Origin of the sequence: Burkholderia sp. BKH01 (assembly GCF_025685725.1) — a bacterium.
Taxonomy (GTDB): Bacteria; Pseudomonadota; Gammaproteobacteria; order Burkholderiales; family Burkholderiaceae; genus Burkholderia; species Burkholderia pyrrocinia_C.
The window spans coordinates 19,418-45,478 of sequence record NZ_JAOTQT010000039.1 but is presented as its reverse complement, the minus strand read 5'-3'; the positions used below and the strand labels follow the sequence as shown (position 1 = coordinate 45,478).

Below are 26,061 nucleotides of genomic sequence, written 5' to 3'. Positions count from 1 at the left end.
CGGTCTCGTCGGTCTCGTCGGTCTCGTCGGTCTCGTCGGTCTCGTCGGTCTCGTCAGTTTCGCCGGTTTCCGCCGTTCACGCGCTCACGCGCCGCGCAGCGACTTCAGCCGGTGCGAGAACTTCTGCCGGAATTTCGCGAGCTTCGGCCCGATCACGACCGAGCAGTAGCCCTGCCCCGGGTTACGCGCGTAATAGTTCTGGTGATAGTCCTCGGCCGGCCAGTAGTTGCCGTCGAGCGGCACGACCTGCGTGACGATCGGCTGCCCGAACACCTGCTCGCGCTCCAGCTCGCTGATCACGTCCAGCGCGGTGTCGCGCTGCGCATCCGAATGCGTGAACACGACCGACCGGTACTGCGTGCCGACGTCGTTGCCCTGCCGGTTCAACTGGGTCGGATCGTGCGTCGCGAAGAAGATCTCGAGGATCTCGCGATAGCCGACGCGCGCCGGATCGAACGTCACGTTGACGACTTCCGCGTGGCCCGTGTCGCCTTCGCAGATGTCGCGATAACCCGGATTGCGCGTGTGGCCGCCCGCGTAGCCCGACTGGACAGCAGTCACGCCGTCGACGTCGAGAAACACGGCCTCCGTGCACCAGAAACACCCGCCTCCCAAAGTCGCGGTTTCAAGCATTTCGTTCCCCATGAAATCAGACCCTCGTTGATGACGGCGGCCGGCACGCGTGTGCCGGCGCCACCGTTCCGTCTCGCCGCTGCGCGTCCGTCGTACGGGACGCAGCGGCACTTCGGCAAGTATCTCACTCGCGCGCGAACCTGGCCGATCGTACAGGTGCCGCGCGCAACCGGCCGCCCGTTTCTCGACTACACTTAGGCACGCGTGAGCGCGACGGCAAACCCGGCCGGCGACGCAAAGCGCCCGATGCACACCCGCCCCTGATGTACCCATCATCTGCCGGAACATCGATATGCCCGTCTTGACAGACATCGCCCGCGTCGCGGGCCCGGTCGCCGCCACGTCGCGAGCCGACGCTTCAACCTCACCTTCGCGATATCGTGCACCCGTGTCACACAGGGCGTCGCGATCCGGTTCATCGTCTTCACCCGCTTTCACGATCTGATGCACGGCGCTGCACGTGTCGTCGACGCGTGCAGCCGCCTGCCGATCGCGCCCGCCGGCGAGATGCGCGCCGCGCGGCCACCTCGACCCGCACGCCCGCAACGCACGGCCGTGCGTCAGTAGTCCGATAACCGAGAGGGCATCACCATGAGCATGCGGCCTGACCCGACGTTTCACGCTTCGCCCGAGCTTGCGATGCAGGCGCCGGCGGAAGAGTTTGCCTATACGTTGTTGCTGAGCCCCGATTTTTCCAGACCCGACGCGCTCGCCGTGATCGACGTGAAGCCCGGCTCGCCGACCTACGGAAAGATCGTGCACACGGTGACGATGCCGAACACCGGCGACGAGTTTCACCATTTCGGCTGGAATGCGTGCTCGTCGGCGCTGTCGCCGCTGACCGGCCATGCGTTCCTCGAACGCCGCTTCCTGATCATCCCCGGCCTGCGCTCGTCGCGCATCTACGTGATCGACACGAAGCCGCATCCGACCCAGGCACGGATCCACAAGATCATCGAGCCCGACGAGATCTTCGCGAAAACCGGTTATTCGCGGCCCCATACCGTTCACTGCGGCCCCGAGGGCATCTACGTGAGCACGCTTGGCGGCGCGGGCAAGGACGGCACCGACGGCGCGCCCGGCATCTTCATCATGGATTGCGAAACCTTCGACGTGCTCGGCCGCTGGGAGATCGATCGCGGTCCGCAGGACAAGCACTACGATTTCTGGTGGAACCTGCCGCGCGACTACATGGTGTCGAGCGAATGGGCGCTGCCGCCGCAATTCGAGAACGGCATCGTGCCCGAAGACCTGCTCGCGAACAAATACGGGCACCGGCTGCACTTCTGGGACCTGCGCGCGCGGCGCAACGTGCAGACGATCGATCTCGGCGCGCAGCACCAGATGGCGCTCGAGGTGCGGCCCGCGCACGACCCGGTGCGCGAATACGGGTTCGTCGGCGTCGTGGTCGATACGACGAACCTCGAAGGCTCGATCTGGACCTGGTGGCGCGAGGACGGCAAGTTCCATGTGAAAAAGACCGCGACGATCCCGCCCGAACCGGCCGCGGCCGACGAACTGCCGCCGCTGCTGAAAGCGTTCGGCACGGTGCCGCCGCTCGTGACCGACATCGACCTGTCGCTCGACGACCGCTTCCTCTACGTGTCGTGCTGGGGCACCGGCGAGATGCGCCAGTACGACGTGTCGGATCCGCATAACCCGGTGCTCGCGGGGTCGGTGCGGATCGGCGGCATCGTGCGCCGCGCGCCGCACACGAACGGCCGCGCGTTCGCGGGCGGCCCGCAGATGGTCGAGATCAGCCGCGACGGCCGGCGCGTGTACTGGACCAACTCGCTTTATTCGACATGGGACGACCAGTTCTATCCGGACGGCGTGCCGGCCGCGCAGGTGCTCGCGCACGCTGGGCCGGACGGCGGGCTGACGCTCGCCGACGATTACTGGGTCGAGTTCCCCGACGGCTATCGCGCGCACCAGATCCGGCTCGAAGGCGGCGACTGCTCGACCGACTCGTTCTGCTACCCGTCGGTCAAGCGTTGAACACCGGACTTCACGCGCAGTTCGCGCTGTGGGCGGCCGTGCTCGCGAGCGGCGTGTATCACGGGCTCAACCCCGCGATGGGCTGGCCGCTCGCGGTGTCGAACGCGCTGATGACACGCCGCGGCGGCGCGCTCGTCGCGGCGCTCGGCTATCTCGCGCTCGGCCATGCGCTCGCGGTATTCGCGGTGATGCTGCCGTTCGGGCTGCTCGCGGCGCTGCTCGCGTGGCAGTCGGCGATCCGGATCGGCGCGAGCGCGCTCGTGATCGGCTTCGGCGCCGTGCTGCTGATCCGGCGCCGGCATCCGCGTGCGCTCGCGCGGATCCCGCCGGCGCGGCTCGGCCTGTGGTCGTTCGCGGTCGCGATCGCGCACGGCGCGGGGTTGATGCTGGTGCCGATCTACCTCGGACTTTGCGGGCTCGACATGGATGCCGGCCACCGCGCGGCGGCCACGCTCGTCGATGCGCATCTCGGGATGGCGCTCGTCGTCGCGGCCGTGCATGCGGCCGCGATGATCGCCGCCGGCGGCGGGCTCGCGTGGCTCGTGTACCGCTATCTCGGGCTGAAGTTCGTGTCGCGGAGCTGGTTCAATCTCGATGCGGTGTGGGCATCGAGCCTGATCGTGACGGGCGCGCTGTCGCTCGGACTGGCGGCGACGCGATAACGCGGGCATCGATGGCGCGCGTGGGGGATCGGCTGATCGGCAGGTGGACACGCCGGCGGCACCGCACAAAACGCGACAGAACGGCCATGCCGACCGCGCGCCATCGTGAACCGGGCAGCGCGCCGCAGTGTTCGCTACGTCACCCTATCCCCGCGATGCGCCGTCCGGCCGGGCCCGGCGGCCCCGATTCCGCTAAAATCGGACCATGCGCACCACTTCCCAACCGACCGCCTTGTCGCCTTTCGTCCGCCGCGCCCGTCACACCCGCGTCGCGCCGCGCCTGCCCGTTTCGTTCCGGATGGCCGCCCGATGAGCCGCGCCAATCCGCCGGATTTCGACGCGGCCGCCTTCCGCCAGGCGCTTGGCCAGTTCGCAACGGGCGTGACGGTGATCACGACGCGCGCGCCGTCCGGGCAACTGATCGGCATCACCGCCAGCTCGTTCAACTCGGTATCGCTCGATCCACCGCTCGTGCTGTGGAGCCTCGCGCACAAATCGGCGTCGACGCCCGTGTTTCGCGGCAACAGTCATTACGTGGTGAACGTGCTCGCGGCGTCGCAGCTCGACCTGTGCAAGCGCTTCTCGACCTACAAGGGCGACCGCTTCGAAGGGATCGCGCACGTGGCCGGCAACTCGGGGATGCCCGTGCTCGACGGCGCGCTCGCGTGGTTCGAATGCCATAACCGCAGCCGCTACGACGAAGGCGACCACGTGATCTTCGTCGGCGAAGTCGAACGCTGCGGCGTGCGCGCCGCGTCGGACGAGACACCGCCGCTCGTGTTCCACGGCGGCGGCTTCCACGGCCTTACACCGCTTTGATCGCGCCCGTGCGCGCCAGCCCGACCGGCGCGCCGGCTTCGTCCTTCAGCGTCTGCAGCACGATGTTCGAACGGATGTCCATCACGCCGGGCGCCTTGTAGAGCCGGTTCAGCACGAAATCCGAATAGTGCTTGAGGTTGTGCGCGAGCACGCGCAGCAGATAGTGGCTCTCGCCCGTCACGACGAACGCGCCGACCACCTCCGGCCATTCGCGCAGCGCTTCCGCGAAGCGTTCGTGCCATTGATTCTCTTCGTTGCGCATCGATACCTGCACGAACGCCTCGAGTTCGAAGCCGAGCTTCTCGCGGCTCAGGCACGCGCGATAGTGCTCGATCACGCCCTGCTCCTCGAGCAGGCGCATGCGACGCAGACAGGCGGACGGCGAAAGCGAAATCCGTTCCGCCAGGTCGAGATTGCTGATTCTGCCCTCCTCCTGCAATACCGCCAGAATCCGGCAGTCGGTGGCATCGAGCGTGATCGCGTGCATTTTTGGTCCCCGTTTTCCCTCTAAGTCGAATTATCTGCCAATCCGGCGGATTGTCCATGTTTATTTCGCAAGCACTTTCTGCGAGCGTCCACCTATCATTCGAAGCATCGACTCACCGCTTCGTCATGCCATGGACACACTCTGGGACATCTCGCCGCCTGTCAGCCCCGCCACTCCCGTGTGGCCGGGCGACACGCCGGTTTCCGTCGAACGCGTATGGCGGATGGAGGCCGGCTCACCGGTCAACGTCGCGCGCGTGACGCTGTCGCCGCATACGGGCGCGCACTGCGACGCGCCGCTGCACTACGACGCCGACGGCGCGCCGATCGGCGCCGTGCCGCTCGACACCTATCTCGGCCCGTGCCGCGTGATCCATTGCATCGGCGCCTCGCCCGTCGTGCAGCCGGCCGATGTCGCGGCCGCGCTCGACGGCGTGCCGCCGCGCGTGCTGCTGCGCACCTGTGCGCAAGCGCCGGTCGCGCAATGGGACCCCGGTTTCTGCGCAGTCGCACCTGAAACGATCGACCTGCTCGCCGCACATGGCGTGAAGCTGATCGGCATCGATACACCGTCGCTCGACCCGCAGGAATCGAAGACGATGGATGCGCATCACCGCGTGCGTGCGCACCGGATGGCGATCCTCGAAGGCATCGTGCTCGACGACGTACCGCCCGGCGACTATGAACTGATCGCACTGCCGCTGAAGTTCGCGACGCTCGACGCGAGCCCCGTGCGCGCGGTGCTGCGCGCGCTGCCCGCGCGTGCTTCCTGATTACCCCGACCTACGACCCCACATCATGATCAAGACCCGTGAAGACGCGCTCGCCCTCGACCGCGACGACCCGCTCGCCCCGCTGCGCGACCAGTTCGCGCTACCCGACGGCGTGATCTACCTCGACGGCAACTCGCTCGGCGCGCAGCCGCGCGCATCGGCCGCCCGCGCGCAGCAGGTGATCGGCGCCGAATGGGGCGAAGGGCTGATCCGCAGCTGGAACACGGCCGGCTGGTTCGCGCTGCCGCGCCGTCTCGGCGACAAGCTCGCGACGCTGATCGGCGGCGCATCCGGCGAAACGGTCGTGACCGACACCATCTCGATCAACCTGTTCAAGCTGCTGTCGGCGATGCTGCGCCACCAGGCCGAGCGCGCGCCCGAGCGCCGCGTGATCGTATCGGAACGCTCGAACTTCCCGACCGACCTGTATATCGCGCAGGGGCTGATCGAACAGCTCGGCGGCGGCTACGAGCTGCGCCTGATCGACGACCCTGCCGACCTGCCCGACGCGCTCGGCGCGGACACGGCCGTCGCGATGATCACCCACGTGAACTACCGCACCGGCTACATGCACGACATGCCGGCCGTCACGCAGCTGGTGCACGATGCGGGCGCACTGATGCTGTGGGATCTCGCGCATTCGGCCGGCGCGGTGCCGGTCGACCTGAACGGCGCGCGCGCGGACGGCGCAGTCGGCTGCACGTACAAGTACCTGAACGGCGGCCCGGGTTCGCCCGCGTTCGTGTGGGTGCCGCAGCGCCATCACGCGCATTTCTCGCAGCCGCTGTCCGGCTGGTGGGGCCACCGGGCGCCGTTCGCGATGCAGCCGGGCTTCGCGCCCGATCCGGGCATCGCGCGCTTCCTGTGCGGCACGCAGCCGATCGTTTCGATGTCGATGGTCGAATGCGGGCTCGACGTGTTCCTGCAGACCGACATGCAGGCGATCCGCCGCAAGTCGCTCGCGCTGACCGACGCGTTCATCGCGCTCGTCGAAGCGCGCTGCGCGGGCCTGTCGCTGAAGCTCGTCACGCCGCGCTCGCATCACCAGCGCGGCTCGCAGGCGAGCTTCGAGCATCCGCACGGCTACGAAGTGATGCAGGCGCTGATCGCGCGCGGCGTGATCGGCGACTACCGCGAGCCGTACGTGCTGCGCTTCGGCTTCACGCCGCTCTATGTGCGCTTCGTCGACGTGTGGGATGCCGTCGAAACGCTGCGCGACATCCTGGCCACCGACGCGTGGAAGGCGCCCGAGTTCGCCGCACGCGGCGCGGTGACCTGACCGGCTTTGCCCGGCGCGCGCCGCGGTGACGTGCGGATAACGCGCCGCGCCCCCGTCATTCAATCCTGGAGAAAGTCGTGAATTCTGGTCATATGCAGCCACCCGGCGGCGACGCACCGGCGGGCTGCCCGTTCTCGGGCGCACGCGCCGCGCAACCGGTACATTCGGCACACGAAGCGCCGCACGTGCCGGGCGATGCGTCGAGCCAAGCCGGCTGGCACAACGCGCAGCTCGATTTCTCGAAGTCGATGAGCTACGGCGACTACCTGTCGCTGAATTCGATCCTCGACGCGCAGCACCCGCTGTCGCCCGATCACAACGAGATGCTGTTCATCATCCAGCATCAGACGAGCGAGCTGTGGATGAAGCTCGCGCTGTTCGAGCTGCGCGGCGCGCTCGACGCGGTGCGCTCCGACGCATTGCCGCCCGCATTCAAGATGCTCGCGCGCGTGTCGCGCATCCTCGAGCAGCTCGTGCAGGCGTGGAACGTGCTGTCGACGATGACGCCGTCCGAGTATTCGGCGATGCGGCCGTATCTCGGGCAGTCGTCGGGCTTCCAGTCGTACCAGTATCGTCAGCTCGAATTCCTGCTCGGCAACAAGAACGTGCAGATGCTGCAGCCGCATGCGCACCGGCCCGACATCCTCGAACAGGTGCGCGCGACGCTCGATGCGCCGTCGTTCTACGACGAGGTCGTGCGCCTGCTCGCGCGGCGCGGGTTCCCGATCGCACCGGAGCGGCTCGAGCGCGACTGGACGCAGCCGACGCGGCACGACGAGACGGTCGAAGCCGCGTGGCTCGAGGTGTACCGTCACCCGCAGCAGCACTGGGAGCTGTACGAGATGGCCGAGGAACTGGTCGATCTCGAGGACGCGTTCCGCCAATGGCGCTTCCGTCACGTGACGACCGTCGAGCGCATCATCGGCTTCAAGCAGGGCACGGGCGGCACCAGCGGCGCGCCGTATCTGCGCAAGATGCTCGACGTCGTGCTGTTCCCCGAGCTCTGGCACGTGCGCACCACGCTCTAACGCACGCGATGCACGTGATGCGCCCGCACGTCACGGCGACGTGCGGGCCAGCTCCTCCCCTTCGCGCGGCAGCGACTGCGCGCGCGACAGCCGCGGGATGTGCCGCCGCACCGCGAGCAGCGCGATGCACACGACACCCATCGCGGCGGCCAACATCGTCAGGTACGCACCCGCACCGCCCGCCGTGATCACGATCGCGCCCGCGAACGCGCTGAGGATCGCGCCGAGCCGGCCGAACGCGAGCGCGCTCGCGGTGCCCGTCGCGCGCACCGCCGTCGGGTAGATGTACGCACAAAGCGCATACATCGTCGACTGCACCGCGTTGACGAACAGCCCGTGCAGGCCGAGCCCGACGATCAGCCAGTTCGTGTGGCGGCTCGCATCGACGCCCATCAGCCACACCGCGCTCACCGCGCCGCCGATGCTGCACAGCGCGAGCGGCCAGCGCGACCCGGCATGCGCGATCGCCCATGCGCACAGCAACGCGCCGATCACGCCGCCGAGGTTGTACGCGGTGAGCCCCGCGCCCGCGACCGACACGCTGAGCCCGCTCGCGGCCAGCATCGTCGGCAGCCAACTGAACGCCGCATACACGGCAAGCAGACACATGAAGAACGCGCACCACAGCGCGATCGTGTCGCGCGCCTGGCCGCTCGCGAACAGCGCGCCGAAGCCGCCGCGTCCGCCGGGTGCGCGTGCGTCTTTCGTATCGGTGAACACGGTGCCCGGTGCGACCGGCCGCTGCATCCGCGCGAGCAGTGCGCCGAGTTCCGGCCAACGCGCGGGGCGGCGCGCGAGATAACGCGGCGATTCGGGCAGCGCGCGCAGGAGCACGAAGCCGAGCACGAGCGGCAGCGCGCCGCCCGCGAAGAACAGACCGCGCCAGCCGTAGCGCGGCAGCACCTCGTGTGCGAACAGGCCGGCCAGCATCCCGCCGAGCGGCACGCAGACGATCGTCGCGGTCACCATCATCGTGCGGCGCCGCGCGGGCGTGTACTCGGCCGTCATCGTCGTGGCCGTCGGCAGTGCGCCGCCGATCCCGAGCCCCGCGCAGAAGCGCAGCATCGCGATCGCCGCGACGTCGGGCGCGAAACCGATCGCGCAGGTCGCAACGCCGAACAGGAACACGCTGCCGATCACCGCCTGGCGGCGGCCGAAGCGGTCCGCGACGATCCCCGCGCACGCGCTGCCGATGCCCATCCCGATCAGCCCGGCAGCGACGGCCGGCGCGAACGCGCCGCGCGTGATGCCCCATTCACGGATCAGCACGGGAATCGCGAAACCGATCAACTGGCCGTCGAAGCCGTCGAGCACGATGGCGAGCGCGGCGAGCAGCACGACGCAGCGCTGCATCGTCGTGAACGGCCCGTCGTCGAGCGTCGTGCCGATGTCGACCGACGGCGGCGGCAATCCGTCGCGCGTGCTCATGCGACCTCCCGTGCGCCGCGCGTCGGCGGCAACGCGCGCGAACGGCGCGCGGCAAGACAACGGCATTCGATAGCTTTCATGGCGTCTCCAGTTGCCCGGGCTGGCGCGTCGGCGCGTGCCCGGATCTCGTACTGCGCGGTCGGCCGGCGTCAACGCGTCGGCGCTGACTCCGGTGTCTTGTCCAACCCGTCTCGATCCGGCGCCATCGTCTACGTGCGACGCGCTCGTATCGTCAGTCTGATGCTCAGTTCACCCGCGCGTCGATCAGCCGGACGAGCGCGAGCAGCGTCTCGGTGTGCGGCACCGCGACGCCCGCTTCGCGCGCGGCCGCGACGACCTTGCCGCTGATCGCGTCGATTTCCGTGCGGCGGCCCGCGAGCACGTCCTGCAGCATCGACGGGCGATGGCCGCGATGCTCGCCGATTGCATGTTCGACGTTGCGCGCGATGCGTTCGCCGTCGACCGCGATTCCGTTCGCGCGGGCGACGGCGGCCGTCTCGGCCGCGATCGCGAGCGCGAGCCGCGGACCGTCGTGATGGTTGCCGAGCTGGTCGACCGTGCAGCCGGTCACCGCGCACAGCGTGTTGAGCGCCGCGTTGAACGCGACCTTCTCCCAGATCGCGGCCCACACATCGGCGTCGAGCGTGCATGCGAGCCCCGCGCGCGACAGTGCATCGGCCACGGCCGTCGCGAACGGGTGTGCGTGGCCGTCGGCCGTCATCATGCGGACCGTGCCCGCGCCGTGCGAGCGAACGTGCGCGGGCCCCGCGGCATCGGCCGGCCACGTCGTCACGCCGATCAGGATGCTTTCGAGCGGCACGAACGCATTCAGCGTCTCGACGTTGCCGAGCCCGTTCTGCAACGTCAGCACGTGCGTGTGCGGCGTCAGCAGCGCGCGCACGCCATCGAGCGCGGTACGCGTATGCAGCGATTTCGTGAAAACGATCAGCAGATCGAACGATGCGTCAGGCGATGCGGCCGCGTCCGCATTCGCGGCTTCCGGCCGCACGGCCTGCAAATCGCGGATGCGCCGTTCGCCGCGATCGTCGTCGATGCGCAGCCCGTCGCGGCGGATCGCATCGAGATGCGCGTCGTTCACGTCGATCAGCGTGACGGCCTCGCCGCTTTCGGCCAGCAGCCCGCCGAACAGCGAGCCCATCGCACCCGCGCCCAGAATTGCGATTCTCATCGTCGGTGGCCTCGTCAGAACGGATAGTGGCGCGGCTCGGTCTGCACGGTGATCCAGCGCAGGTCCGTGAAGGCCGCGATACCGGCCTTGCCGCCGAAGTGGCCGAAGCCGCTGTCCTTTACGCCGCCGAACGGCATCTGCGCCTCGTCGTGCACGGTCGGGCCGTTCACGTGGCAGATGCCCGATTCGATGCGTGCCGCAACGCGCATCGCGCGCGCGACGTCGCGACTGAACACGGCCGACGACAGCCCGAACGCGTTGTCGTTCGCGCAGCGGATCGCCGCCGCCTCGCCGTCGACGCGCACGATGCCCTTCACCGGGCCGAACGATTCCTCGGCATAGATGCGCATCGCCGGGCTCACGCGATCGAGCAGTGTCGCCGGGAACAACGTGCTGTCGGCCTTGCCGCCGCACAGCAGCGTCGCGCCGTGCGCGAGCGCATCGTCGATCAGCGCGTTGCAGCGCTCGACGGCTTTCATGTCGATCAGCGAGCCGAGCACGACGGGGCCCTTGCGTGGATCGCCGAGCGGCAGCGACGCAGCCTTGTCGGCGAGCTTCGCGACGAACGCATCGGCGATCGATGCGTCGACGATGATCCGCTCGGTCGACATGCAGATCTGCCCGGAATTCGCGAACGCGCCGAACGCGGCGGCCGCGACCGCCGCATCGAGATCGGCATCGTCGAGCACGACGAACGGCGCCTTGCCGCCGAGCTCCAGCACCGACGGCTTCAGGTACCGCGCGCACGCTTCGGCGACGATCCTGCCGACGCGCGTCGAGCCGGTGAAATTCACGCGGCGCACGGCCGGATGCGCGATCAATGCGTCGACGACGGCGCCCGCGTCGTCGGGCGCATTCGTCACGAAGTTGACGACGCCCGGCGGCAACCCGGCCTCCTGCAGCGCCTCGACGATCAGCCCGTGCGTGACGGGACACAGCTCCGAGCCCTTCAGCACGACCGTGTTGCCGCATGCGAGCGGCAGCGCGAGCGCACGAGTCGCGAGGATCACGGGCGCGTTCCACGGCGCGATGCCGAGCACGACGCCGGCCGGCTGCCGCACGCCCATCGCGAGCGAACTGGGTACGTCGGACGGGATCAGTTCGCCGCCGACCTGCGTGGTCAGCGACGCGGCCTCGACGAGCCCGCTCGCGGCCAGGTGCACGTTGAAGCCGGCCCACAGCGCGGATGCGCCCGTCTCGGCCGCCATCGCGGCGACGAACTGCTCATGCTTCGCTTCGAGCGCGGCAGCCGCCTTCAGCAACAGCGCACGGCGCGCACCGGGGCCGAGCGCGGCCCATTCGGGAAACGCGCGCGCGGCCGCGTCGGCCGCCGCGCGCGCATCGTCGACGGTGCACGCGGGCGCGACGGACGCGATTTCGCCGTCGAGCGGGTTGCGGCGCACGAAGGTCGCGCCGCTGGATGAATGGCGGCGTTCGCCGCCGATCAGCATCGATACGGTTTGCATGGAGTCTCCGGAAAGACGCGCGTCGCGCGTCAGGCAATCTCGACTTCGACGACGACCGGCGTCGCGGCATGCAGCGCGTCGGTCAGCGTGTCGCGCAGGCGCGCCGCATCGGCGACGCGCACGCCGCGGCAACCCATCCCTTCGGCGAGCGCGACGAAATCCAGATCGGGCAGATCGGTGCCCTGCACGGGGTCGCCGGGGCCGAAGCCGAACACCGGCGCGAAATCCTGCAGCGCCGCGTAGCGCCGGTTGTTCAGGATCACGAAGGTGATCGGCAATTTCAACTGCGCGGCGCTCCACAGTGCCTGGATCGAATACAGGCTCGACCCGTCGCCGATCAGCCCGATCACGCGCCGGCCCGGCTGCGCGAGCGCGACGCCGACGGCGGCCGGCATCCCGTAGCCGAGCCCGCCGCTGTCCATCGTGTAGAACGTGCCGCTGCGCGTGAACGGCAGGTGTTCCTGCATCACCGGCCGAGCGCTCGGTGCTTCCTCGACGACGATGTCGTGCGCGTCACGCACGTCGGCGAGCGTCTGCAGCGCGAACGCGACCGACATGCGCTCGCCGGCGGCCGGAGCGTCGACGCGTGCGCGCGGCGGGCGCGGCGCGGGCATCGGCCGCTCGGGCGGCGCCGGCCGCGCCAGCAGGTCGCGCGCCGCGAGCCGCAGGTTGCCGACGACCGCATCGCCCTCCGGCGTCCACGCGGCGACGCCCGGATCGTCGACGAGCTGCACGAGCGTCGCACCCGGCGGCACGTGCGGGCCGAAGCCTTCGATGTGATAGGTGAACGCGGGCGCGCCGAACGCGAACACGAGGTCATGCACGTCGAGCCGCGCGACGATCTTCTCGCGGATCGCAGGCAGGAAGCCGGCGAACAGCGGATGGTCCTCGGGGAAGCTGCAGCGCCCCGACATCGGCGCGACGTACACGCGCGCACGGTGCCGTTCTGCGAGCCGCACGACGTCGTCCCACGCACCCGCGCGATCGACGGCCGCGCCGACCACGAACGCGGGACGCCGAGCGGCGTCGAGCGCGTCGCCGAGCCGCGCGAGCGCATCGGGATCGGGCCGCACGACGCTGCTGACGTCGCGTCGCGGCAGCAGCTCGGCCGGCTGGTCCCAGTCGTCGACCGGGATCGACACGAACACGGGCCCGCGCGGCTCCTGCATCGCGATGCGGTACGCCCGCGCGATCGCGGCCGGCACGTCCTGCGCACGCGCAGGCTCGATGCTCCATTTCACGTACGGTTTCGGCAACTCGGCGGCCTGCGTCGCGCCGAGGAACGGATCGAACGGCAAGATCGCGCGCGCCTGCTGGCCTGCCGTGACGATCAGCGGCGTGCGGTTCCTGAACGCGGTAAAGAGATTGCCCATCGCGTTGCCGACGCCCGCCGCCGAATGCAGGTTGACGACCGCCGCATTGCCGGTGGCCTGCGCATGGCCGTCGGCCATCCCGACCACGACGGCCTCGTGCAGGCCGAGCACATAGCGGAAATCGGCGGGGAAGTCGCGGAACATCGGCAATTCGGTCGAGCCGGGATTGCCGAACACGCGGTCGATGCCGAACTGGCGAAGCAGGTCGATGACCGCATCGCGAACGGTGATCGACGCGGCGGATGGGGGCGAATGGCCGGGCATGCTCAGGTGTCTCCTCGATGGCTTGGCGGTTTCCACAGTATCGAAGCGCAAGCCATTCTCGGATACTGTATTTTCTGCAAAAAGCCATTACGTTCCGACATGACTTTCGACCTCCGACAATTGCGCGCCTTCACGACGATCGTCGCGTGCGGCAGCCTCGGCCGCGCGGCCGACGCGCTGCATGTCACGCAGCCGGCGCTGAGCCGGATCCTGAAGCGGCTCGAGGAACAGGTCGGCGCGCCGCTGTTCGAGCGCCATTCGAAGGGCGTGCAGCTCACCGCGTTCGGCGACGCGCTGCTGCCGCACGCGACGCTGCTGCAGCACGAGGCCGAGCACGCGCGCGAGGAGCTCGACGCGATGCGCGGATTCGCGAAGGGCACGATCAAGGTCGGCGCGGTGGGCAGCATCGCGAGCCTCGTGCTGCCGGTCGCGGTCGGCCGCGTGCTCGACCGCTGGCCGAACCTGCGCGTCGAGATCCTCGAAGGCGTGTGGGACCGCCTCGCCGACGCGCTGAACAAGCACGAGATCGATCTCGCGCTGTCCGCGCACGGGCCCGACACCGACGAGATCGTCGCGATTCCCGAGTGCCGCTGGGAAGATCGCAGCCATATCGTTGCGGCGCCGCACCATCCGCTGCGCGCGCTCGGCCGCGCGCCGACGCTCGTCGACACACTGCACGCGCGCTGGGCGATCCCGCCGCGCGGCACCGCGCCGTTCGACCACATGCGCGCGACCTTCGACGCGCACGGGCTCGCGCTGCCCGACATCGCGGTCGAGACGCGCTCGGTCACGACCCTGAAGAGCCTCGTCGCGCATGCCGGTTTCCTGAGCTGGATGGCCGAGCCGATGTACGGCGCCGAGCAGGCGGCCGGCACGATCGACACGCTGCCGGTGCGGGAGGTCGTCGCGGTGCGCACGCTCACCGCGTTCCGACGCCGCCACGGGATCCTGCCTGGGCCGGCCGGCAAGCTGCTCGACGAACTCGTCGCGCTCACGCGCGAGGGGCGCTGACGCCCGTTTCCGGCTGGCCGCCTGTTCGCGCCCCTTCGCGCGCTTCCCGCATTTCCCGCATTTCCGCACTTCCCCCGCTTCCCTCGCTTCCCTCCGTCCCTCGCTTCCCGCACCGCCCGCGCGCCGCCGCAGCGCACCATCGAAATGCCGTCTCCCCGCCTTGACTTTCGCTCGCCCGAATACGATCATTCGCTCACATGACGAGCAAATGATCTAGTCGACAGGAAAGACTGGCACGAACAGGAGACACCGGATGAGCGAATCGCCCTCCGCCCGCGCGCCCGTGCTGCTGCACATCGGCGCGGGCTCGTTTCACCGCGCGCACCAGGCGTGGTATCTGCATCGCGTGAACGCGGCCGTGCCGGCCGACGAACGATGGTCGCTGTCCGTCGGCAACATCCGCGACGACATGCGCGCGACGATGGACGCGCTCGCCGCGCAGCACGGCGAATACACGCTCGAAACCGTCACGCCGCAAGGTGAGCGCGCGTACGAGACGATCCGCGCGATCACGCGCGTGCTGCCCTGGTCGATCGACCTCGCCGCGCTGATCGACGCCGGCGCCGATCCGGCCTGCCGGATCGTGTCGTTCACCGTCACCGAAGGCGGCTATTACCTCGACGAACACAACCGGCTCGACGTCGCGAACGCCGATCTCGCGGCCGACCTGCAGGGCGCGCGCACGACGCTGTACGGCGCGCTCGCGGCGCTGCTCGCCGAACGCATGCGGCGCGGCGCGGGCCCGCTCACACTGCAGAGCTGCGACAACCTGCGCAACAACGGCGCGCGCTTTCGCGCGGGGATGCGCGAATTCCTCGACCGGCGCGGGGCAGCCGACCTGCTCGCGTGGTTCGACGCAAACGTCGCGACGCCGAGCGCGATGGTCGACCGCATCACGCCGCGCCCGACCGCCGACGTGCGCGAACGCGTGCTGGCGGCCACCGGCATCGACGACGCATGCCCGGTGATGGGCGAATCGTTCATCCAGTGGGTGATCGAGGACCGCTTCGCGGCCGGCCGCCCGCGCTGGGAGCTGGCCGGCGCGGAGCTCGTCGACGACGTGCACCCGTACGAGGAAGCGAAGATCCGCATCCTCAACGCGACGCACAGCTGCATCGCGTGGGCCGGCACGCTCGCGGGCTACACGTACATTCACGAAGGCACGCACGACGCGGCGATCCGCCGCTTCGCGCACGACTACGTGACGCAGGACGTGATCCCGTGCCTCACGCCGAGCCCGCTCGATCTCGCGCGCTACCGCGACGTCGTGCTCGAACGCTTCGGCAACCCGTACGTGCTCGACACGAACCAGCGCGTCGCGGCCGACGGCTTCTCGAAGATCCCCGGCTTCATCGCGCCGACGCTCGTCGAATCGTTCGCGCGCGGCGCGGCGCCGGTCGCCACCGCCGTGCTGCCCGCGCTGTTCCTGCGCTTTCTCGAACGCTGGGCGCGCGGCACGCTGCCGTATGCGTACCAGGACGGCGTGATGGACGAAGCCGCCGCGCGCGCGATCGTAGACGCAGACGACCCCGTCGTCGCGCTGTGCGCGAACCGCCCGCTGTGGGGCTCGCTCGCCGGCAACGCGGCGCTGTTCGAGGCGCTGCGCGCCGCGCTCGCGCGCGTCGACGCATGGCTTTCGCAGCGCTGACGCGCGACAGCCGGCGCCCGGCCGCGCAGCCGGGCAAACCCGCTTGGCACATGCGGCGCGGCACGGCTAAAGTAGCGGCTCCTCTCTGACGGAACGGATCGCTCATGTATCTCGGCATCGACCTCGGCACCTCGGAAGTGAAGGTGCTGCTGCTCGCCCCGGACGGCGCGGTCGTCGGCACCGCCGGCTCGCCGTTCACCGTGTCGCGGCCGCATCCGCGCTGGGCCGAACAGCATCCGGACGACTGGTGGCAAGGCACGCTCGCCGCGCTCGCGGCGCTGCGCGAACGGCATCCGCAAGCGTTCGCGCAGGTGCGCGGCATCGGCCTGTCGGGCCAGATGCACGGCGCCGTGCTGCTCGGCCGCGACGACCGCGTGCTGCGCCCCGCGATCCTGTGGAACGACATGCGCAGCGCCGACGAATGCGCGCTGCTCACCGAACGCGCGCCCGATCTCCACGCCCTCGCCGGCAATCTCGCGATGCCGGGCTTCACCGCGCCGAAACTGCTGTGGGTCGCGAAGCACGAACCCGACGTGTTCGCGGCCACCGCATGCGTGCTGATGCCGAAGGACTACCTGCGGTTCCGGCTGACCGGCGCGAAGGTGTCCGACCCGTCGGATGCGGCCGGCACGCTGTGGCTCGACGTCGCGCGCCGCGACTGGTCCGACGCGCTGCTCGCCGCATGCGGGATGACGCGCGACCAGATGCCCCGCATCGTCGAGGGCAACGCGCCGTCCGGCACGCTGCGCGCCGATGTCGCGCGCGAACTCGGGTTGTCGGAGGCAGTCGTGGTGGCGGGAGGCGGCGGCGACAACGCGACGAGCGCGCTCGGCATCGGCGCGATCCATGCGGGCGACGGCTTCGTGTCGCTCGGCACGTCGGGCGTACTGAGCGTGGTCGGCGACCGCTTCATGCCGAATCCCGCGTCGGCCGTGCATGCGTTCTGCCATGCGATTCCCGATCGCTGGCAATTGATGAGCGTCGTGCTGTCGGCCGCGAGCTGCCTGCGCTGGGTCTGCAAGCTGACGGGCACCGACGAGCCAGCGCTGCTCGCCGAAGTCGAGGCGCTCGACGCCGACGCGCTCGCGACGGCGCCGCTGTTCCTGCCCTACCTGTCCGGCGAGCGCACGCCGCACAACGATCCGTATGCGCAGGGCGTGTTCTTCGGGATGACGCACGCGACCGAACGCGCGCATCTCGGCTATGCAGTGCTCGAAGGCGTGACGCTCGGCCTCGCCGACGGCCTCGACGCGCTGCATGCGGCCGGCGTCGAAACCGACCAGCTGTCGCTGATCGGCGGCGGCGCCCGCAGCGCGTTCTGGGCGCAACTGATCGCCGATGCGCTGAACGTGCGCACGCGCCAGATCGGCGGCGGCGAAACGGGCGCGGCGCTCGGCGCGGCTCGGCTTGGCTGGCTGGCCGTCGGCGGCGATCCGCAGATGGTGTTGACCAAGCCGCCGGTGCGCGCCGAATACGCGCCGGACGCGGCCCGCCATGCGTTGCTGCGCGAACGCCTCGACGCGTTCCGCGCGCTGTACCGCCACGTGCGACCGCTGTACGAACCGTCGCGCACGCGGCTCGCGTAAGCGCCGCCGCGGCGCGCTTGCGGCCGTCTGCCGCGCGCACGACATGCGGTACAGTGGATGCCGTCGCGCGGCCCGCCGGCCGGCCCAGATCCGAACCGAATCGCTATCGTGTCCAAGTCCTCAGAAAAACTCGATCTCGCCACGCGTGCCGCGTGGCTCTACTACGTCGCGGGCGACACGCAGAACGAAATCGCCGAAAAGCTGCAGGTGTCGCGCCCGGTCGCGCAGCGCCTCGTCGCGTTCGCGGTCGAGAAGAACCTGATCCGCGTGCGCGTCGACCACCAGCTCGCCGACTGCCTCGATCTCGGCGCGCAGTTGTCGAAACGCTACGGCCTCGCGATGTGCGAAGTCGTACCCGTTGATGCCGATGCGCCCGAAGCAATCGACCGCAAGCTCGCGGTCGCCGGCGCGCAGGTGATGGAGCGCTACCTGGGCGAGACGCGGCCGATGGTGATTGCCGTCAGCAGCGGCCGGACGCTGAAGGCCGCGGTCGCGCAGATCGCGCAGATCGACCGCCCGCAGCACCGGCTCGTGTCGATGGTCGGCGCGATCGCGGCCGACGGCTCGTCGAACCGCTACGACGTCGCGCAGTACATCTCCGAGAAAACCGGCAGCAAGCACTTCCTGCTGCCCGCGCCGCTGTTCGCCGACAGCGCCGCCGAGCGCGCGCAGTGGTGCAACCACCGGCTGTACCGGATCGTCGAGGCGCTGTCGGGCAAGGCCGACGTCGCGTTCGTCGGGATCGGCAACACCGGCCCGCACTGCCCGCTGTACGAAGACGGCTTCATCACCGAACAGGAGCGCGACGAGATGACCGCGCTCGGCGCGGTGGCCGAACTGCTCGGCATGCCGATCGATGCGCAGGGCAAGCTGATCGACGTGTCGACCAGCGCGCGCGTGACGAGCGTATCGCTCGCCACGCCGCCGAAACGCCCGACGATCGCGTTCGCGGGCGGCCCGAAGAAACGCGACGCGGTGATCGCCGCGCTGCGCGGCGGCTGGGTGTCGGGGCTCGTCACCGACGAGACGTGCGCGAGGGCTGCGCTGGACGCGTAGGCGCCGTGCCGGCTTCCCGCTGACGCATGCGGTCGCCGCACACCGGATTGCCGTCGCCTCCGGACAAACCGGACATCACTGAAGAAACCCGAGCATCGTGGCCTTCATCACGGCCTCCGCCTTGTTGGCCGCACGAAGCTTGCGCATCACGTTCATCAAGTGAAACTTCGCAGTCCGATCGTAGATGGACAGGATCAACCCGATATCGGCATACGTCTTGCCCGCAGCAGTCCATTTCAGCACCTCCTTCTCGCGGGCCGTCAGCGTCTGGCACACCTCGGGCATCGCCGTGGCGACGACGAGACGCGTCATCGCCCGGTGAGCCAGCGTCGTCAGCCACAGTACGTACGGCTCCTTGGACAGGAGTTCGTCCCGGAGGATCGGCGCGGATTTCCTCAGCAGCGACAGCAAGCCGATCGTGCCGAACTGCCCGCGCAGCGGCATGCTCCACGCGTGACGGAACCGCTGCTGCAACGGATCGCCCCAGAAATCCGCCGCCTCCCCGCTAACGGCGGACCACAGGAACGGAACGCTTTCCCGCAGCCCGCGCTGCACGGCCGGATCGGCCCTGAAGCCGTCGCGCTCGACGTAGCTCCGGATCCACGTGTCCGGGCAATCGGAAAAGATGTAGTTCCTCGGGTTCGAGATCGGCAGCGGAATGCGCATCACATAGTAGAAATGCTCGAAGCCGAGCTCGCGCGTCACGTACGTCATGCGCTCGATCAGCTCCGATTCCGAATTCAGCTCGGAAAACATGTTTCCGTAGCACATGCTCGAATGGTTCGTCATTTTCTCGCCTCCCTGTTTTCCGGTTCGCACATGCGCGGTCAGGAACCGACGGACGTCTGTTCGCGCCGATATGCCGGGAGAGACGTGTGCGCCGCTTCGTCGGTCGCCTTCGGGGCAACGCGGAACCAGATCGCGTACAGCGCAGGGAGAAACACGAGCGTCAACGCCGTGCCACCGATCGTGCCGCCGATCAGCGTGAACGCGAGCGCCCCCCAGAACACCGAGAACGTCAGCGGAATGAAGGCGAGCGCAGCCGCGAGCGCCGTCAGAATCACCGGGCGCGCACGCTGCACGGTCGCTTCGATGATCGCGTCGTACGGATCGAGGCCGTCGGCTTCGTTCTGATGGATCTGCCCGATCAGAATCAGCGTGTTGCGCATGATGATGCCGGCAAGACCGATCAGCCCAAGGATCGCGTTGAAGCCGAACGGCTGACGGAACAGCAGCAGGATCGGCACGACGCCCACCAGCGCGAGCGGTGCCGTCAGCAGCACCATCGCCATCGCCGCGATCGAGCGCACCTGGAAGATCACGACAATCATCATCAGAATCAGCATGATCGGAAACACGGCGGCGAGCGCGGCGTTCGCCTTGTTCGCTTCCTCAAGGGCCGCGCCGGTCTCGATCCGGTACCCCGGCGGCAACGCGGCGACGATCGGCCGGATCGCCTGAATGATTTCGTTCGAGACCTCGGGCGGCTGGAACTCCTCGCCGATGTCGCCACGCACGGTCATCGTCGTCAGGCGGTCGCGACGCCGCAAGATCGGGTCTTCCATGCGAATCCCGACCTCGCCGAGCTGGTCGAGCGGCACCTTCTGGCCAGCGCTTCCCGTCAGCGTGAACGCGCCGAGCTTCGCCGGATCGAGCCGGTCGGTGCCCGCGCTGCGCGCCACCACCTCGACCGAACGGATGTCCTCGCGCACCTGCGTGACAGGGGCGCCCGTCAGCAGGAACTGCAGCTGCTGCGACGCATCGTGCGTGCTCAGGCCGATCGCGCGCAGCCGATCCTGATCGAGCGAGATGCGGAGCGTCGGTACGCGCGGCCCCCAATCGGCGTTCACCTGCCGCATCGACGGGTTCGCACGCATCACACGCTCGACCTGTCCGGCGATCTCGCGGACCTTGCCCTCGTCCGGCCCCATCACGCGAAACGCGACGGGAAAGGGTGAATACGGCCCGAACACGATCTGCGTGGCACGCACCTGCGCGTCGGGCGCGAGGCCCTGCGCGACGGCGGTGCGCAGCTTCAGCTTCAGCGCCTCGCGGGCCTTCTCGTTCTGCGTCAGCACGACGATCTTCGCGAACGACGGGTCGGGCAGTTCGGGCGACATCGCAATGAAGAAGCGCGGCGCCCCCTGACCGATGTAGCTCGTGACCAGCCGGGCCTCGGGCTGCTTGCGCAGCCATGCCTCCACCTTGCCGGCCACCGCGCTGGTGGCCGCGATGCCGGTTCCTTCGCTCATCCGCACTTCCACCAGCACTTCCGGCCGGCTCGAGATCGGGAAGAACTCCTGCTTGACGAGACCGAGGCCGAGCACGGCGGCCGCGAACGAAACCACGACCGCGAACACGACGCGTTTCTTGTGCGCGACCGTCCACGCGAGCAGCGCGCGAAACCGACGATAGGCCGGCGTATCGTAGACGGCGGCATGCCCGCCCGCGACCGGCCGGATCCGCGGCAGCAGCTTGACGCCGAGGTATGGCGTGAAGGCGACCGCAACGACCCAGGACGTCAGCAGTGCAAAGGCCACGACCCAGAAGATGTTGCCCGCGTATTCGCCCGCACTCGACTTCGCGAAGCCGACCGGCATCAGCCCGATCGCAGTCACGAGCGTGCCCGCCAGCATCGGCGCTGCGGTATGGCTCCACGCATACGTGGAGGCCGCGATGCGGTCGAACCCCTCCTCCATCTTCACGACCATGGTCTCGATCACGATGATCGCGTCGTCGACGAGCAGCCCGAGCGACAGGATCAGTGCGCCGAGCGTGATGCGATCGAAATCGCGCCCGGTCGCGAGCATGATGATGAAGACGCCCGCGAGCGTGAGCGGCACGGCGGCCGCGACCACGATCCCCACCCGCCAGCCGAGGCTGATCAGGCACACGGCGATCACGACGGCCAGCGCGACGAAGAACTTCAGCATGAACTCGTCGTACGCTTCCTCGATGTTGACCGCCTGATCGGTGACTTTCGTCAGCGACAGGCCGAGCGGCATTTCCGCCGAAATCGCCGCCACCTCCTTGTCGAGATCCTTGCCGAGCTGCAGGCCGTTGTAGCGCTCCTTCATCACGACGCCAAGCAGCAGCGCCGGCTCGCCCTGGTTGCGGATCAGGAAGGTGGCGGGATCCTCGTAGCCGCGCTTGACGTCCGCGATGTCGGACAGCCTGAGCGTGCGTCCGCCGGCGACGATCGGCGTGTCGCGGATCTTCTGAAGATCGTCGAACGCGCCGTCGAGGCGAATCAGCACCTGCGGCCCGGCCGTGTCGATCGAGCCGGCGGGTGTCACGAGATTCCGGTCGTTCAGCGCGGCAAAGATGTCGCGCGGCGAGATGCCGAGATTCGCGAGCCGTGCATACGAGAACTCGACGAAGATGCGCTCGGGCCGCTCGCCGACGATATCGATCTTTTTCACGCCCGGCACGTGCAGCAACCGCTGGCGCAGCGCTTCCGCCTCACGCACCAGCACGCGCGGCGGCTCGCCGCGCGCCTTCAGCGCGTAGAGCGCGAACGTCACGTCCGCGTATTCGTCGTTGACGAACGGGCCGGCCACGCCCTGCGGCAGCTTCGCCGCCTCGTCGCCCAGCTTCTTGCGCGCCTGGTAGAACTCTTCCTGCACGGCCGACGGTGGCGTGTCGTCGCGCAGCGTGACGGTCGTGAAAGCGAGCCCCGGCCGCGTGAAGGTTTCCGTGCGGTCGTACCACTTCAACTCCTGCATCCGCTTCTCGAGCGGCTCGGCGACCAGATCCTGCATCTCCTGCGCGGTCGCGCCGGGCCACGCGGACATGAAGGCCAGCTCCTTGACGGTAAACGCCGGATCCTCCGCGCGCCCGAGCTTGAGGAACGCGAGCGCGCCGGCGACGGACACCGCGACGATCAGGAACAGCGTGACCGCGCGTTCGCGCACCGCGAGCGCGGAAAGATTGAAGCCGCTCATTGCAACGCTCCCGCGATGCGCACGCTCTCGCCGTCGTGCAGCAGGTGCGCGCCGAGCGCGACGAAGCGCTCGCCTGCCTTGAGCCCTTCCGCGACCGTGGCGGTCTCGTCGCCGATCGCGCCCAGCCGCACGCGCCGCCAGACCACCCGCGGCTTCGCCCCGTCGACGATCCAGACACCCGGGCCGTTTCCGCGATCGTAGACCGCCGCGAGCGGCACCCGCATTGCGGCCTCGCCGGTCGCGGCATGCGCGTCGGGCACATTGACCGTCACCGTCGCGCCGAGCGGCGCGCGCGCGATCGGCCCCTCCAGCACGTAGCGCGCCTCGAATGTCCGCGTCTGCGGATTGGCCGCATCGGAAAGTTGTCGTAGACGTGCGCCGCCCGCCAGGTCGGCGCCGCCATACAGCGTCGCGCGGCCCATGGAGCCGAGCGCGGGTCGGAACGTTTCGGGCAGGTCGACGACCGCTTCACGCGGGCCGGAACGCGCGAGCCGCACGACCGTCTGGCCTGCGGCCACCACTTGTCCGGGCTCGCCGAGCGTGCTCATCACGACACCGTCCGCATCGGCGACCAGCACCGCGTAGCCGGCCGCGTTGCGCGCGACGTTCGCACGCGCCTGCGCGGCACGAAGCTGCGCCCGCGCGGTGTCGGCGGCAGCCCGTATCTGGTCGTACGCGGATGCCGACACCGCGCCGGCGGAAACGAGCCCGCCGTAGCGCATTTCGTCGGCCGCGGTCTGGCTGGCGCGTGCCTTCGCCGCGGCCACGGCGTCGTCCTCGGCGCGCGTCGCGAGCTGCAGGTCGGTTGCGTCGATCCGCATCAGCGGCTGCCCGCGACGCACGGCCTGGCCGGCATCCACCAGGCGCTCGACGATCTTGCCCGGCACGCGGAAACCGAGGTCGCTTTGCACCCGCGCGACGACGGTACCCGTGAAGGTCCGGCCGACGCCCCCGGCGTCACGCGCGATGTCCGTCCGGACGAGCGGCGTCGCGGAGCGCGGATCGTCCTGTTTCGCGGGACCGCAAGCGACGAGGCCGAACGCAATCGAAGCGGCGAGAACAGCCGGCGCGGCCGCGCGAATGAGCAACATGGGCAATCTCCAGACTGAAGGAGGCCCGAGTGTGAATCATGTGACCAATATCGTCAATGGTCACAACGAAAACGACATCAAGGCGACAGGCTGCGCAGCACCAGGTTGCAGACGGCCTTCGACGCGTCCTCGGCGTGGTCGAGGTGGTACTGCAGCATCACCGGATTCACGAACGGCTGCAGCACGAGAAAGATCGCGCGGCAGGTCTCGTCGAGCGGCGTCTTGCGCTCGAACTCGCCGCTTTCCCGCCCTTCGCGGACGATCCGCACGATCGCACCCCTGATCTTCTCTTCGTGTTCGATCGTGGTCTGCCAGCCTTCCTCGATCGCATACGCGGCAATGTCGTACAGCTTGCGATCGGTGAAGAAGAACCCCACGCAGGCGGCGGTCATCGCCTGGAACATCCCGCGCAGCCTGTCGGTCGCGGACTCGGCGCCGGCGATCGCCTGATCCGCCGCCACCATGATCGTGCCGAGGCTCGTCGCGCAGATCGCTTCGCCGATCGCGCGCTTCGAATCGAAGAACTTGTAGATGTACGCCTTCGAGAAACCGATCGCCTTCGCGAGATCGGACACCGTCGTCTTGCCGTACCCGTAATGCCGGAAATGTTCGTTCGCCGCATTCACGATCTGGTCGCGGACGGCGTGGTCCGCTGGGCCGCGCCGGCCTGCGGGGAGAGACACGCTTTCAGTCATGGTTGGAAATCTGGAACATCAGGACGTGATTGACACCATGTGACCAATTCGTACAATGGTCACACTCGAAACATCGCCTCTATTCTCTACCCTGAAGGGCCGTCATGCCGGTTTCCCATCGATTTTTTGCATCGTTCCTCGCCGTCGGCGCGCTGGCCGGCTGCGCGGTTGGCCCCGATTACCAACGGCCGGCCATTGCCGCACCCGATCGCTTCATGGGGCAAGCCGCCGTCGAACAGCGTCCCGTCGCGACGGTCGCGGACCTCGGCGCGTGGTGGACGGGCTTCGACGACCCTCTGATGACGCACTTCGTCGATCTCGCGCTGGAACAGAACCTCGACATCGCCCAGGCAACCGCGCGTGTCGCGCAGGCGCGCGCCGCGCTGGGCGCCGCCACCGCGGCGCTGCTGCCGAGCGGCAGCGTGACCGCCCAGGGCCAGAAGGTCTACCAGTCGATCGATACGCCGCTCGGACGGCTGCTCGACTCGACGCCCGGCTTCTCCCGCAACGCCGCCTATTACGAGGGCGACGTCGGCGCGAGCTGGGAAATCGACCTGTTCGGCGGATTGCGGCGCAGCCGCGAGGCCGTGCGCGCCGAATACGAAGCGTCGGCGGCGGCCGCGGTCGCCACCCGGCTTGCCGTCGCCGCGCAGACCGCGGATACCTATGTGACGATCCGCGGGCTGCAGGCGCGCCTCACCGTCGCAACGCAGCAGGTCGACACTCGCCGGCGCCTGCTGGCAACCGTGCAAATGCAGCACCGCAATGGCGTTGCGGCCGAATTGCAGGTTCGCCAGGCGGAAGGCGCGCTGGCCCAGGTCGAGGCCACCGTGCCGGTGCTCGAAACCGGGCTCGACGCAGCGCAGAACGCACTCGACGTGCTGGTCGGCGCGCAGCCCGGCACCCATCGGCCCGAACTGGACACGGCCGCGCCGATTCCGGTCGCCCCCCGTCTCGCGGATGCCGGCACGCCGGGCGACCTGCTGCGCCGCCGCCCGGACCTGATCGTCGCCGAACGGCGGCTCGCGGCCGCGAATGCGCGCATCGGCGCGGCGATCGCCGAGTACTATCCGAAGCTGTCGCTGAGCGGCCTGATCGGCACGGCCGCCACCGCATCCGGCGACCTGTTCACGTCTGGCGCGACGCAGGCGCAAGGGGTCCTCGGCCTGCGCTGGCGCCTGTTCGACTTCGGGCGCATCGATGCGCAGATCGCGGCTGCGCGCGGGCAGACTTCCGAGGCGCTCGCCGCCTATCGGCAAGCCGCGTTGCGCGCGTCGGAGGATGTCGAGGATGCGTTTTCGGCGCTCGTGAAGCGCGAGGCCCAGATGCGTACGCTCGCACGGGGTGAAACCGCGCTGGCGCGTGCGCGGGAAACGTCGTTCGCTGCGTACCGGAGCGGCGTCGTGAGCCTCATCGAAGTGCTCGACGCCGACAGCGATCTGCTGCAGACGCGCGATGCGAAGGCCCAGGCGCAGGCCGAGGCGGCCCGCGCGGCCATCGCGTCGTTCCGCGCGCTGGGTGGCGGCTGGGAAGCCGCGCGGAACGCGCAAGACGATGCCCCGTTCAATGTCTCCGCTCGCTGACTTCGGCGTCGTCACGTGCCGAGCGCTCGAGCCGCACGCGCGCTGCACG

The 26,061-nt window shown here is 69.2% G+C and carries 21 protein-coding genes; 11 read left to right on the top strand and 10 right to left on the bottom strand.

Features of this window, described 5'->3' with window-relative positions:
• Positions 1-84 precede the first annotated feature (84 nt).
• The gene (msrA, locus tag OEJ37_RS33215; protein WP_175919193.1) at positions 85-645 is read right to left on the bottom strand and encodes a peptide-methionine (S)-S-oxide reductase MsrA; all 561 of its coding nucleotides are present in this window, start codon (positions 643-645) and stop codon (positions 85-87) included.
• 579 nt (positions 646-1,224) lie between these two features.
• Between msrA and OEJ37_RS33210 the strand changes: the two genes are divergently transcribed.
• The 3 genes from OEJ37_RS33210 (at position 1,225) to OEJ37_RS33200 (ending at position 4,112) form a co-directional block, all read left to right on the top strand.
• On the top strand, positions 1,225-2,631 hold the full coding sequence (locus OEJ37_RS33210; RefSeq protein ID WP_263349223.1) for a selenium-binding family protein: 1,407 nt from the start codon (positions 1,225-1,227) through the stop codon (positions 2,629-2,631).
• Entirely contained in the window at positions 2,628-3,293 is a 666-nt protein-coding gene (locus tag OEJ37_RS33205) for a hypothetical protein (protein WP_072442840.1), read from the top strand. The genes OEJ37_RS33210 and OEJ37_RS33205 overlap by 4 nt, the downstream gene beginning before the upstream one ends.
• 309 nt (positions 3,294-3,602) lie before the next feature.
• Positions 3,603-4,112, top strand: coding sequence for a flavin reductase family protein (locus tag OEJ37_RS33200; RefSeq protein WP_034178871.1), 510 nt, complete (start codon positions 3,603-3,605; stop codon positions 4,110-4,112).
• On the opposite strand, the gene OEJ37_RS33195 is transcribed toward OEJ37_RS33200, so the two are convergent.
• On the bottom strand, positions 4,099-4,599 hold the full coding sequence (locus OEJ37_RS33195) for an Lrp/AsnC family transcriptional regulator (protein ID WP_006477992.1): 501 nt from the start codon (positions 4,597-4,599) through the stop codon (positions 4,099-4,101). The two genes, OEJ37_RS33200 and OEJ37_RS33195, sit on opposite strands and share 14 nt — an antisense overlap.
• Positions 4,600-4,729: 130 nt before the next feature.
• Between OEJ37_RS33195 and kynB the strand changes: the two genes are divergently transcribed.
• The 3 genes from kynB to kynA all read left to right on the top strand — a co-directional run bounded on the left by kynB (position 4,730) and on the right by kynA (position 7,678).
• Positions 4,730-5,371 carry an arylformamidase gene (gene kynB, locus OEJ37_RS33190; protein WP_263349219.1) on the top strand — a complete coding sequence of 214 codons (642 nt, stop codon included), beginning with the start codon at positions 4,730-4,732 and terminating at the stop codon, positions 5,369-5,371.
• 25 nt (positions 5,372-5,396) lie between these two features.
• Positions 5,397-6,650 carry a kynureninase gene (gene kynU, locus OEJ37_RS33185; RefSeq protein WP_217443140.1) on the top strand — a complete coding sequence of 418 codons (1,254 nt, stop codon included), beginning with the start codon at positions 5,397-5,399 and terminating at the stop codon, positions 6,648-6,650.
• A gap of 92 nt (positions 6,651-6,742) precedes the next feature.
• Positions 6,743-7,678: a tryptophan 2,3-dioxygenase gene (kynA, locus tag OEJ37_RS33180; protein WP_174419837.1), complete on the top strand. Its 936-nt coding sequence runs from the start codon at positions 6,743-6,745 to the stop codon at positions 7,676-7,678.
• Between the two features lie 30 nt (positions 7,679-7,708).
• On the opposite strand, the gene OEJ37_RS33175 is transcribed toward kynA, so the two are convergent.
• From OEJ37_RS33175 to mdlC, 4 genes are all read right to left on the bottom strand, one after another.
• Positions 7,709-9,106 carry an MFS transporter gene (locus OEJ37_RS33175; protein ID WP_263349217.1) on the bottom strand — a complete coding sequence of 466 codons (1,398 nt, stop codon included), beginning with the start codon at positions 9,104-9,106 and terminating at the stop codon, positions 7,709-7,711.
• Positions 9,107-9,350: 244 nt separating this feature from the next.
• A complete protein-coding gene (locus OEJ37_RS33170) occupies positions 9,351-10,295 on the bottom strand; it encodes a ketopantoate reductase family protein (RefSeq protein ID WP_263349215.1) in 945 nt (314 codons plus the stop codon).
• Between the two features lie 14 nt (positions 10,296-10,309).
• Positions 10,310-11,761: an aldehyde dehydrogenase gene (locus OEJ37_RS33165; protein WP_263349213.1), complete on the bottom strand. Its 1,452-nt coding sequence runs from the start codon at positions 11,759-11,761 to the stop codon at positions 10,310-10,312.
• Positions 11,762-11,790: 29 nt separating this feature from the next.
• Positions 11,791-13,398: a benzoylformate decarboxylase gene (gene mdlC / locus OEJ37_RS33160; protein ID WP_263349212.1), complete on the bottom strand. Its 1,608-nt coding sequence runs from the start codon at positions 13,396-13,398 to the stop codon at positions 11,791-11,793.
• Between the two features lie 99 nt (positions 13,399-13,497).
• Between mdlC and OEJ37_RS33155 the strand changes: the two genes are divergently transcribed.
• The 4 genes from OEJ37_RS33155 to OEJ37_RS33140 all read left to right on the top strand — a co-directional run bounded on the left by OEJ37_RS33155 (position 13,498) and on the right by OEJ37_RS33140 (position 18,699).
• Positions 13,498-14,409, top strand: coding sequence for a LysR family transcriptional regulator (locus OEJ37_RS33155; protein ID WP_174419781.1), 912 nt, complete (start codon positions 13,498-13,500; stop codon positions 14,407-14,409).
• 253 nt (positions 14,410-14,662) lie between these two features.
• The gene (gene dalD / locus OEJ37_RS33150; RefSeq protein ID WP_175941145.1) at positions 14,663-16,057 is read left to right on the top strand and encodes a D-arabinitol 4-dehydrogenase; all 1,395 of its coding nucleotides are present in this window, start codon (positions 14,663-14,665) and stop codon (positions 16,055-16,057) included.
• 104 nt (positions 16,058-16,161) lie between these two features.
• Positions 16,162-17,643: a xylulokinase gene (gene xylB, locus OEJ37_RS33145; protein WP_175919185.1), complete on the top strand. Its 1,482-nt coding sequence runs from the start codon at positions 16,162-16,164 to the stop codon at positions 17,641-17,643.
• Between the two features lie 57 nt (positions 17,644-17,700).
• Positions 17,701-18,699, top strand: a complete 999-nt coding sequence (locus tag OEJ37_RS33140; RefSeq protein ID WP_174419784.1) for a sugar-binding transcriptional regulator — start codon at positions 17,701-17,703, stop codon at positions 18,697-18,699.
• Positions 18,700-18,774: 75 nt separating this feature from the next.
• Here OEJ37_RS33140 and OEJ37_RS33135 read toward each other — a convergent pair whose 3' ends face one another.
• The 4 genes from OEJ37_RS33135 to OEJ37_RS33120 all read right to left on the bottom strand — a co-directional run bounded on the left by OEJ37_RS33135 (position 18,775) and on the right by OEJ37_RS33120 (position 24,429).
• Complete coding sequence (locus OEJ37_RS33135; protein WP_174419785.1) at positions 18,775-19,488, bottom strand: LuxR family transcriptional regulator; 714 nt, start codon at positions 19,486-19,488, stop codon at positions 18,775-18,777.
• Between the two features lie 38 nt (positions 19,489-19,526).
• Positions 19,527-22,643 (bottom strand): efflux RND transporter permease subunit, encoded by a 3,117-nt coding sequence (locus OEJ37_RS33130; protein ID WP_175919184.1) that lies wholly within the window; start codon positions 22,641-22,643, stop codon positions 19,527-19,529.
• On the bottom strand, positions 22,640-23,731 hold the full coding sequence (locus tag OEJ37_RS33125) for an efflux RND transporter periplasmic adaptor subunit (protein WP_411859305.1): 1,092 nt from the start codon (positions 23,729-23,731) through the stop codon (positions 22,640-22,642). Before OEJ37_RS33125 ends, OEJ37_RS33130 begins: the two co-directional genes overlap by 4 nt.
• Positions 23,732-23,811: 80 nt before the next feature.
• Positions 23,812-24,429 (bottom strand): TetR/AcrR family transcriptional regulator, encoded by a 618-nt coding sequence (locus OEJ37_RS33120; RefSeq protein WP_152862872.1) that lies wholly within the window; start codon positions 24,427-24,429, stop codon positions 23,812-23,814.
• 104 nt (positions 24,430-24,533) lie between these two features.
• Here OEJ37_RS33120 and OEJ37_RS33115 point away from each other — a divergent pair, with 104 nt between their 5' ends.
• The gene (locus OEJ37_RS33115; protein ID WP_263349207.1) at positions 24,534-26,012 is read left to right on the top strand and encodes an efflux transporter outer membrane subunit; all 1,479 of its coding nucleotides are present in this window, start codon (positions 24,534-24,536) and stop codon (positions 26,010-26,012) included.
• Positions 26,013-26,061: the final 49 nt, after the last annotated feature.

Coding starts and splice junctions, on each gene's coding strand:
- OEJ37_RS33165 (WP_263349213.1), bottom strand. CDS start 11,761: ATGCAAACCGTATCGATGCTGATCGGCGGCGAACGCCGCCATTCATCC.
- kynA (WP_174419837.1), top strand. CDS start 6,743: ATGCAGCCACCCGGCGGCGACGCACCGGCGGGCTGCCCGTTCTCGGGC.
- kynU (WP_217443140.1), top strand. CDS start 5,397: ATGATCAAGACCCGTGAAGACGCGCTCGCCCTCGACCGCGACGACCCG.
- OEJ37_RS33175 (WP_263349217.1), bottom strand. CDS start 9,106: ATGAGCACGCGCGACGGATTGCCGCCGCCGTCGGTCGACATCGGCACG.
- OEJ37_RS33115 (WP_263349207.1), top strand. CDS start 24,534: ATGCCGGTTTCCCATCGATTTTTTGCATCGTTCCTCGCCGTCGGCGCG.
- OEJ37_RS33195 (WP_006477992.1), bottom strand. CDS start 4,599: ATGCACGCGATCACGCTCGATGCCACCGACTGCCGGATTCTGGCGGTA.
- msrA (WP_175919193.1), bottom strand. CDS start 645: ATGGGGAACGAAATGCTTGAAACCGCGACTTTGGGAGGCGGGTGTTTC.
- OEJ37_RS33170 (WP_263349215.1), bottom strand. CDS start 10,295: ATGAGAATCGCAATTCTGGGCGCGGGTGCGATGGGCTCGCTGTTCGGC.
- OEJ37_RS33200 (WP_034178871.1), top strand. CDS start 3,603: ATGAGCCGCGCCAATCCGCCGGATTTCGACGCGGCCGCCTTCCGCCAG.
- OEJ37_RS33120 (WP_152862872.1), bottom strand. CDS start 24,429: ATGACTGAAAGCGTGTCTCTCCCCGCAGGCCGGCGCGGCCCAGCGGAC.
- kynB (WP_263349219.1), top strand. CDS start 4,730: ATGGACACACTCTGGGACATCTCGCCGCCTGTCAGCCCCGCCACTCCC.
- OEJ37_RS33130 (WP_175919184.1), bottom strand. CDS start 22,643: ATGAGCGGCTTCAATCTTTCCGCGCTCGCGGTGCGCGAACGCGCGGTC.
- OEJ37_RS33210 (WP_263349223.1), top strand. CDS start 1,225: ATGAGCATGCGGCCTGACCCGACGTTTCACGCTTCGCCCGAGCTTGCG.
- OEJ37_RS33135 (WP_174419785.1), bottom strand. CDS start 19,488: ATGACGAACCATTCGAGCATGTGCTACGGAAACATGTTTTCCGAGCTG.
- mdlC (WP_263349212.1), bottom strand. CDS start 13,398: ATGCCCGGCCATTCGCCCCCATCCGCCGCGTCGATCACCGTTCGCGAT.
- OEJ37_RS33155 (WP_174419781.1), top strand. CDS start 13,498: ATGACTTTCGACCTCCGACAATTGCGCGCCTTCACGACGATCGTCGCG.
- dalD (WP_175941145.1), top strand. CDS start 14,663: ATGAGCGAATCGCCCTCCGCCCGCGCGCCCGTGCTGCTGCACATCGGC.
- OEJ37_RS33140 (WP_174419784.1), top strand. CDS start 17,701: ATGCCGTCGCGCGGCCCGCCGGCCGGCCCAGATCCGAACCGAATCGCT.
- xylB (WP_175919185.1), top strand. CDS start 16,162: ATGTATCTCGGCATCGACCTCGGCACCTCGGAAGTGAAGGTGCTGCTG.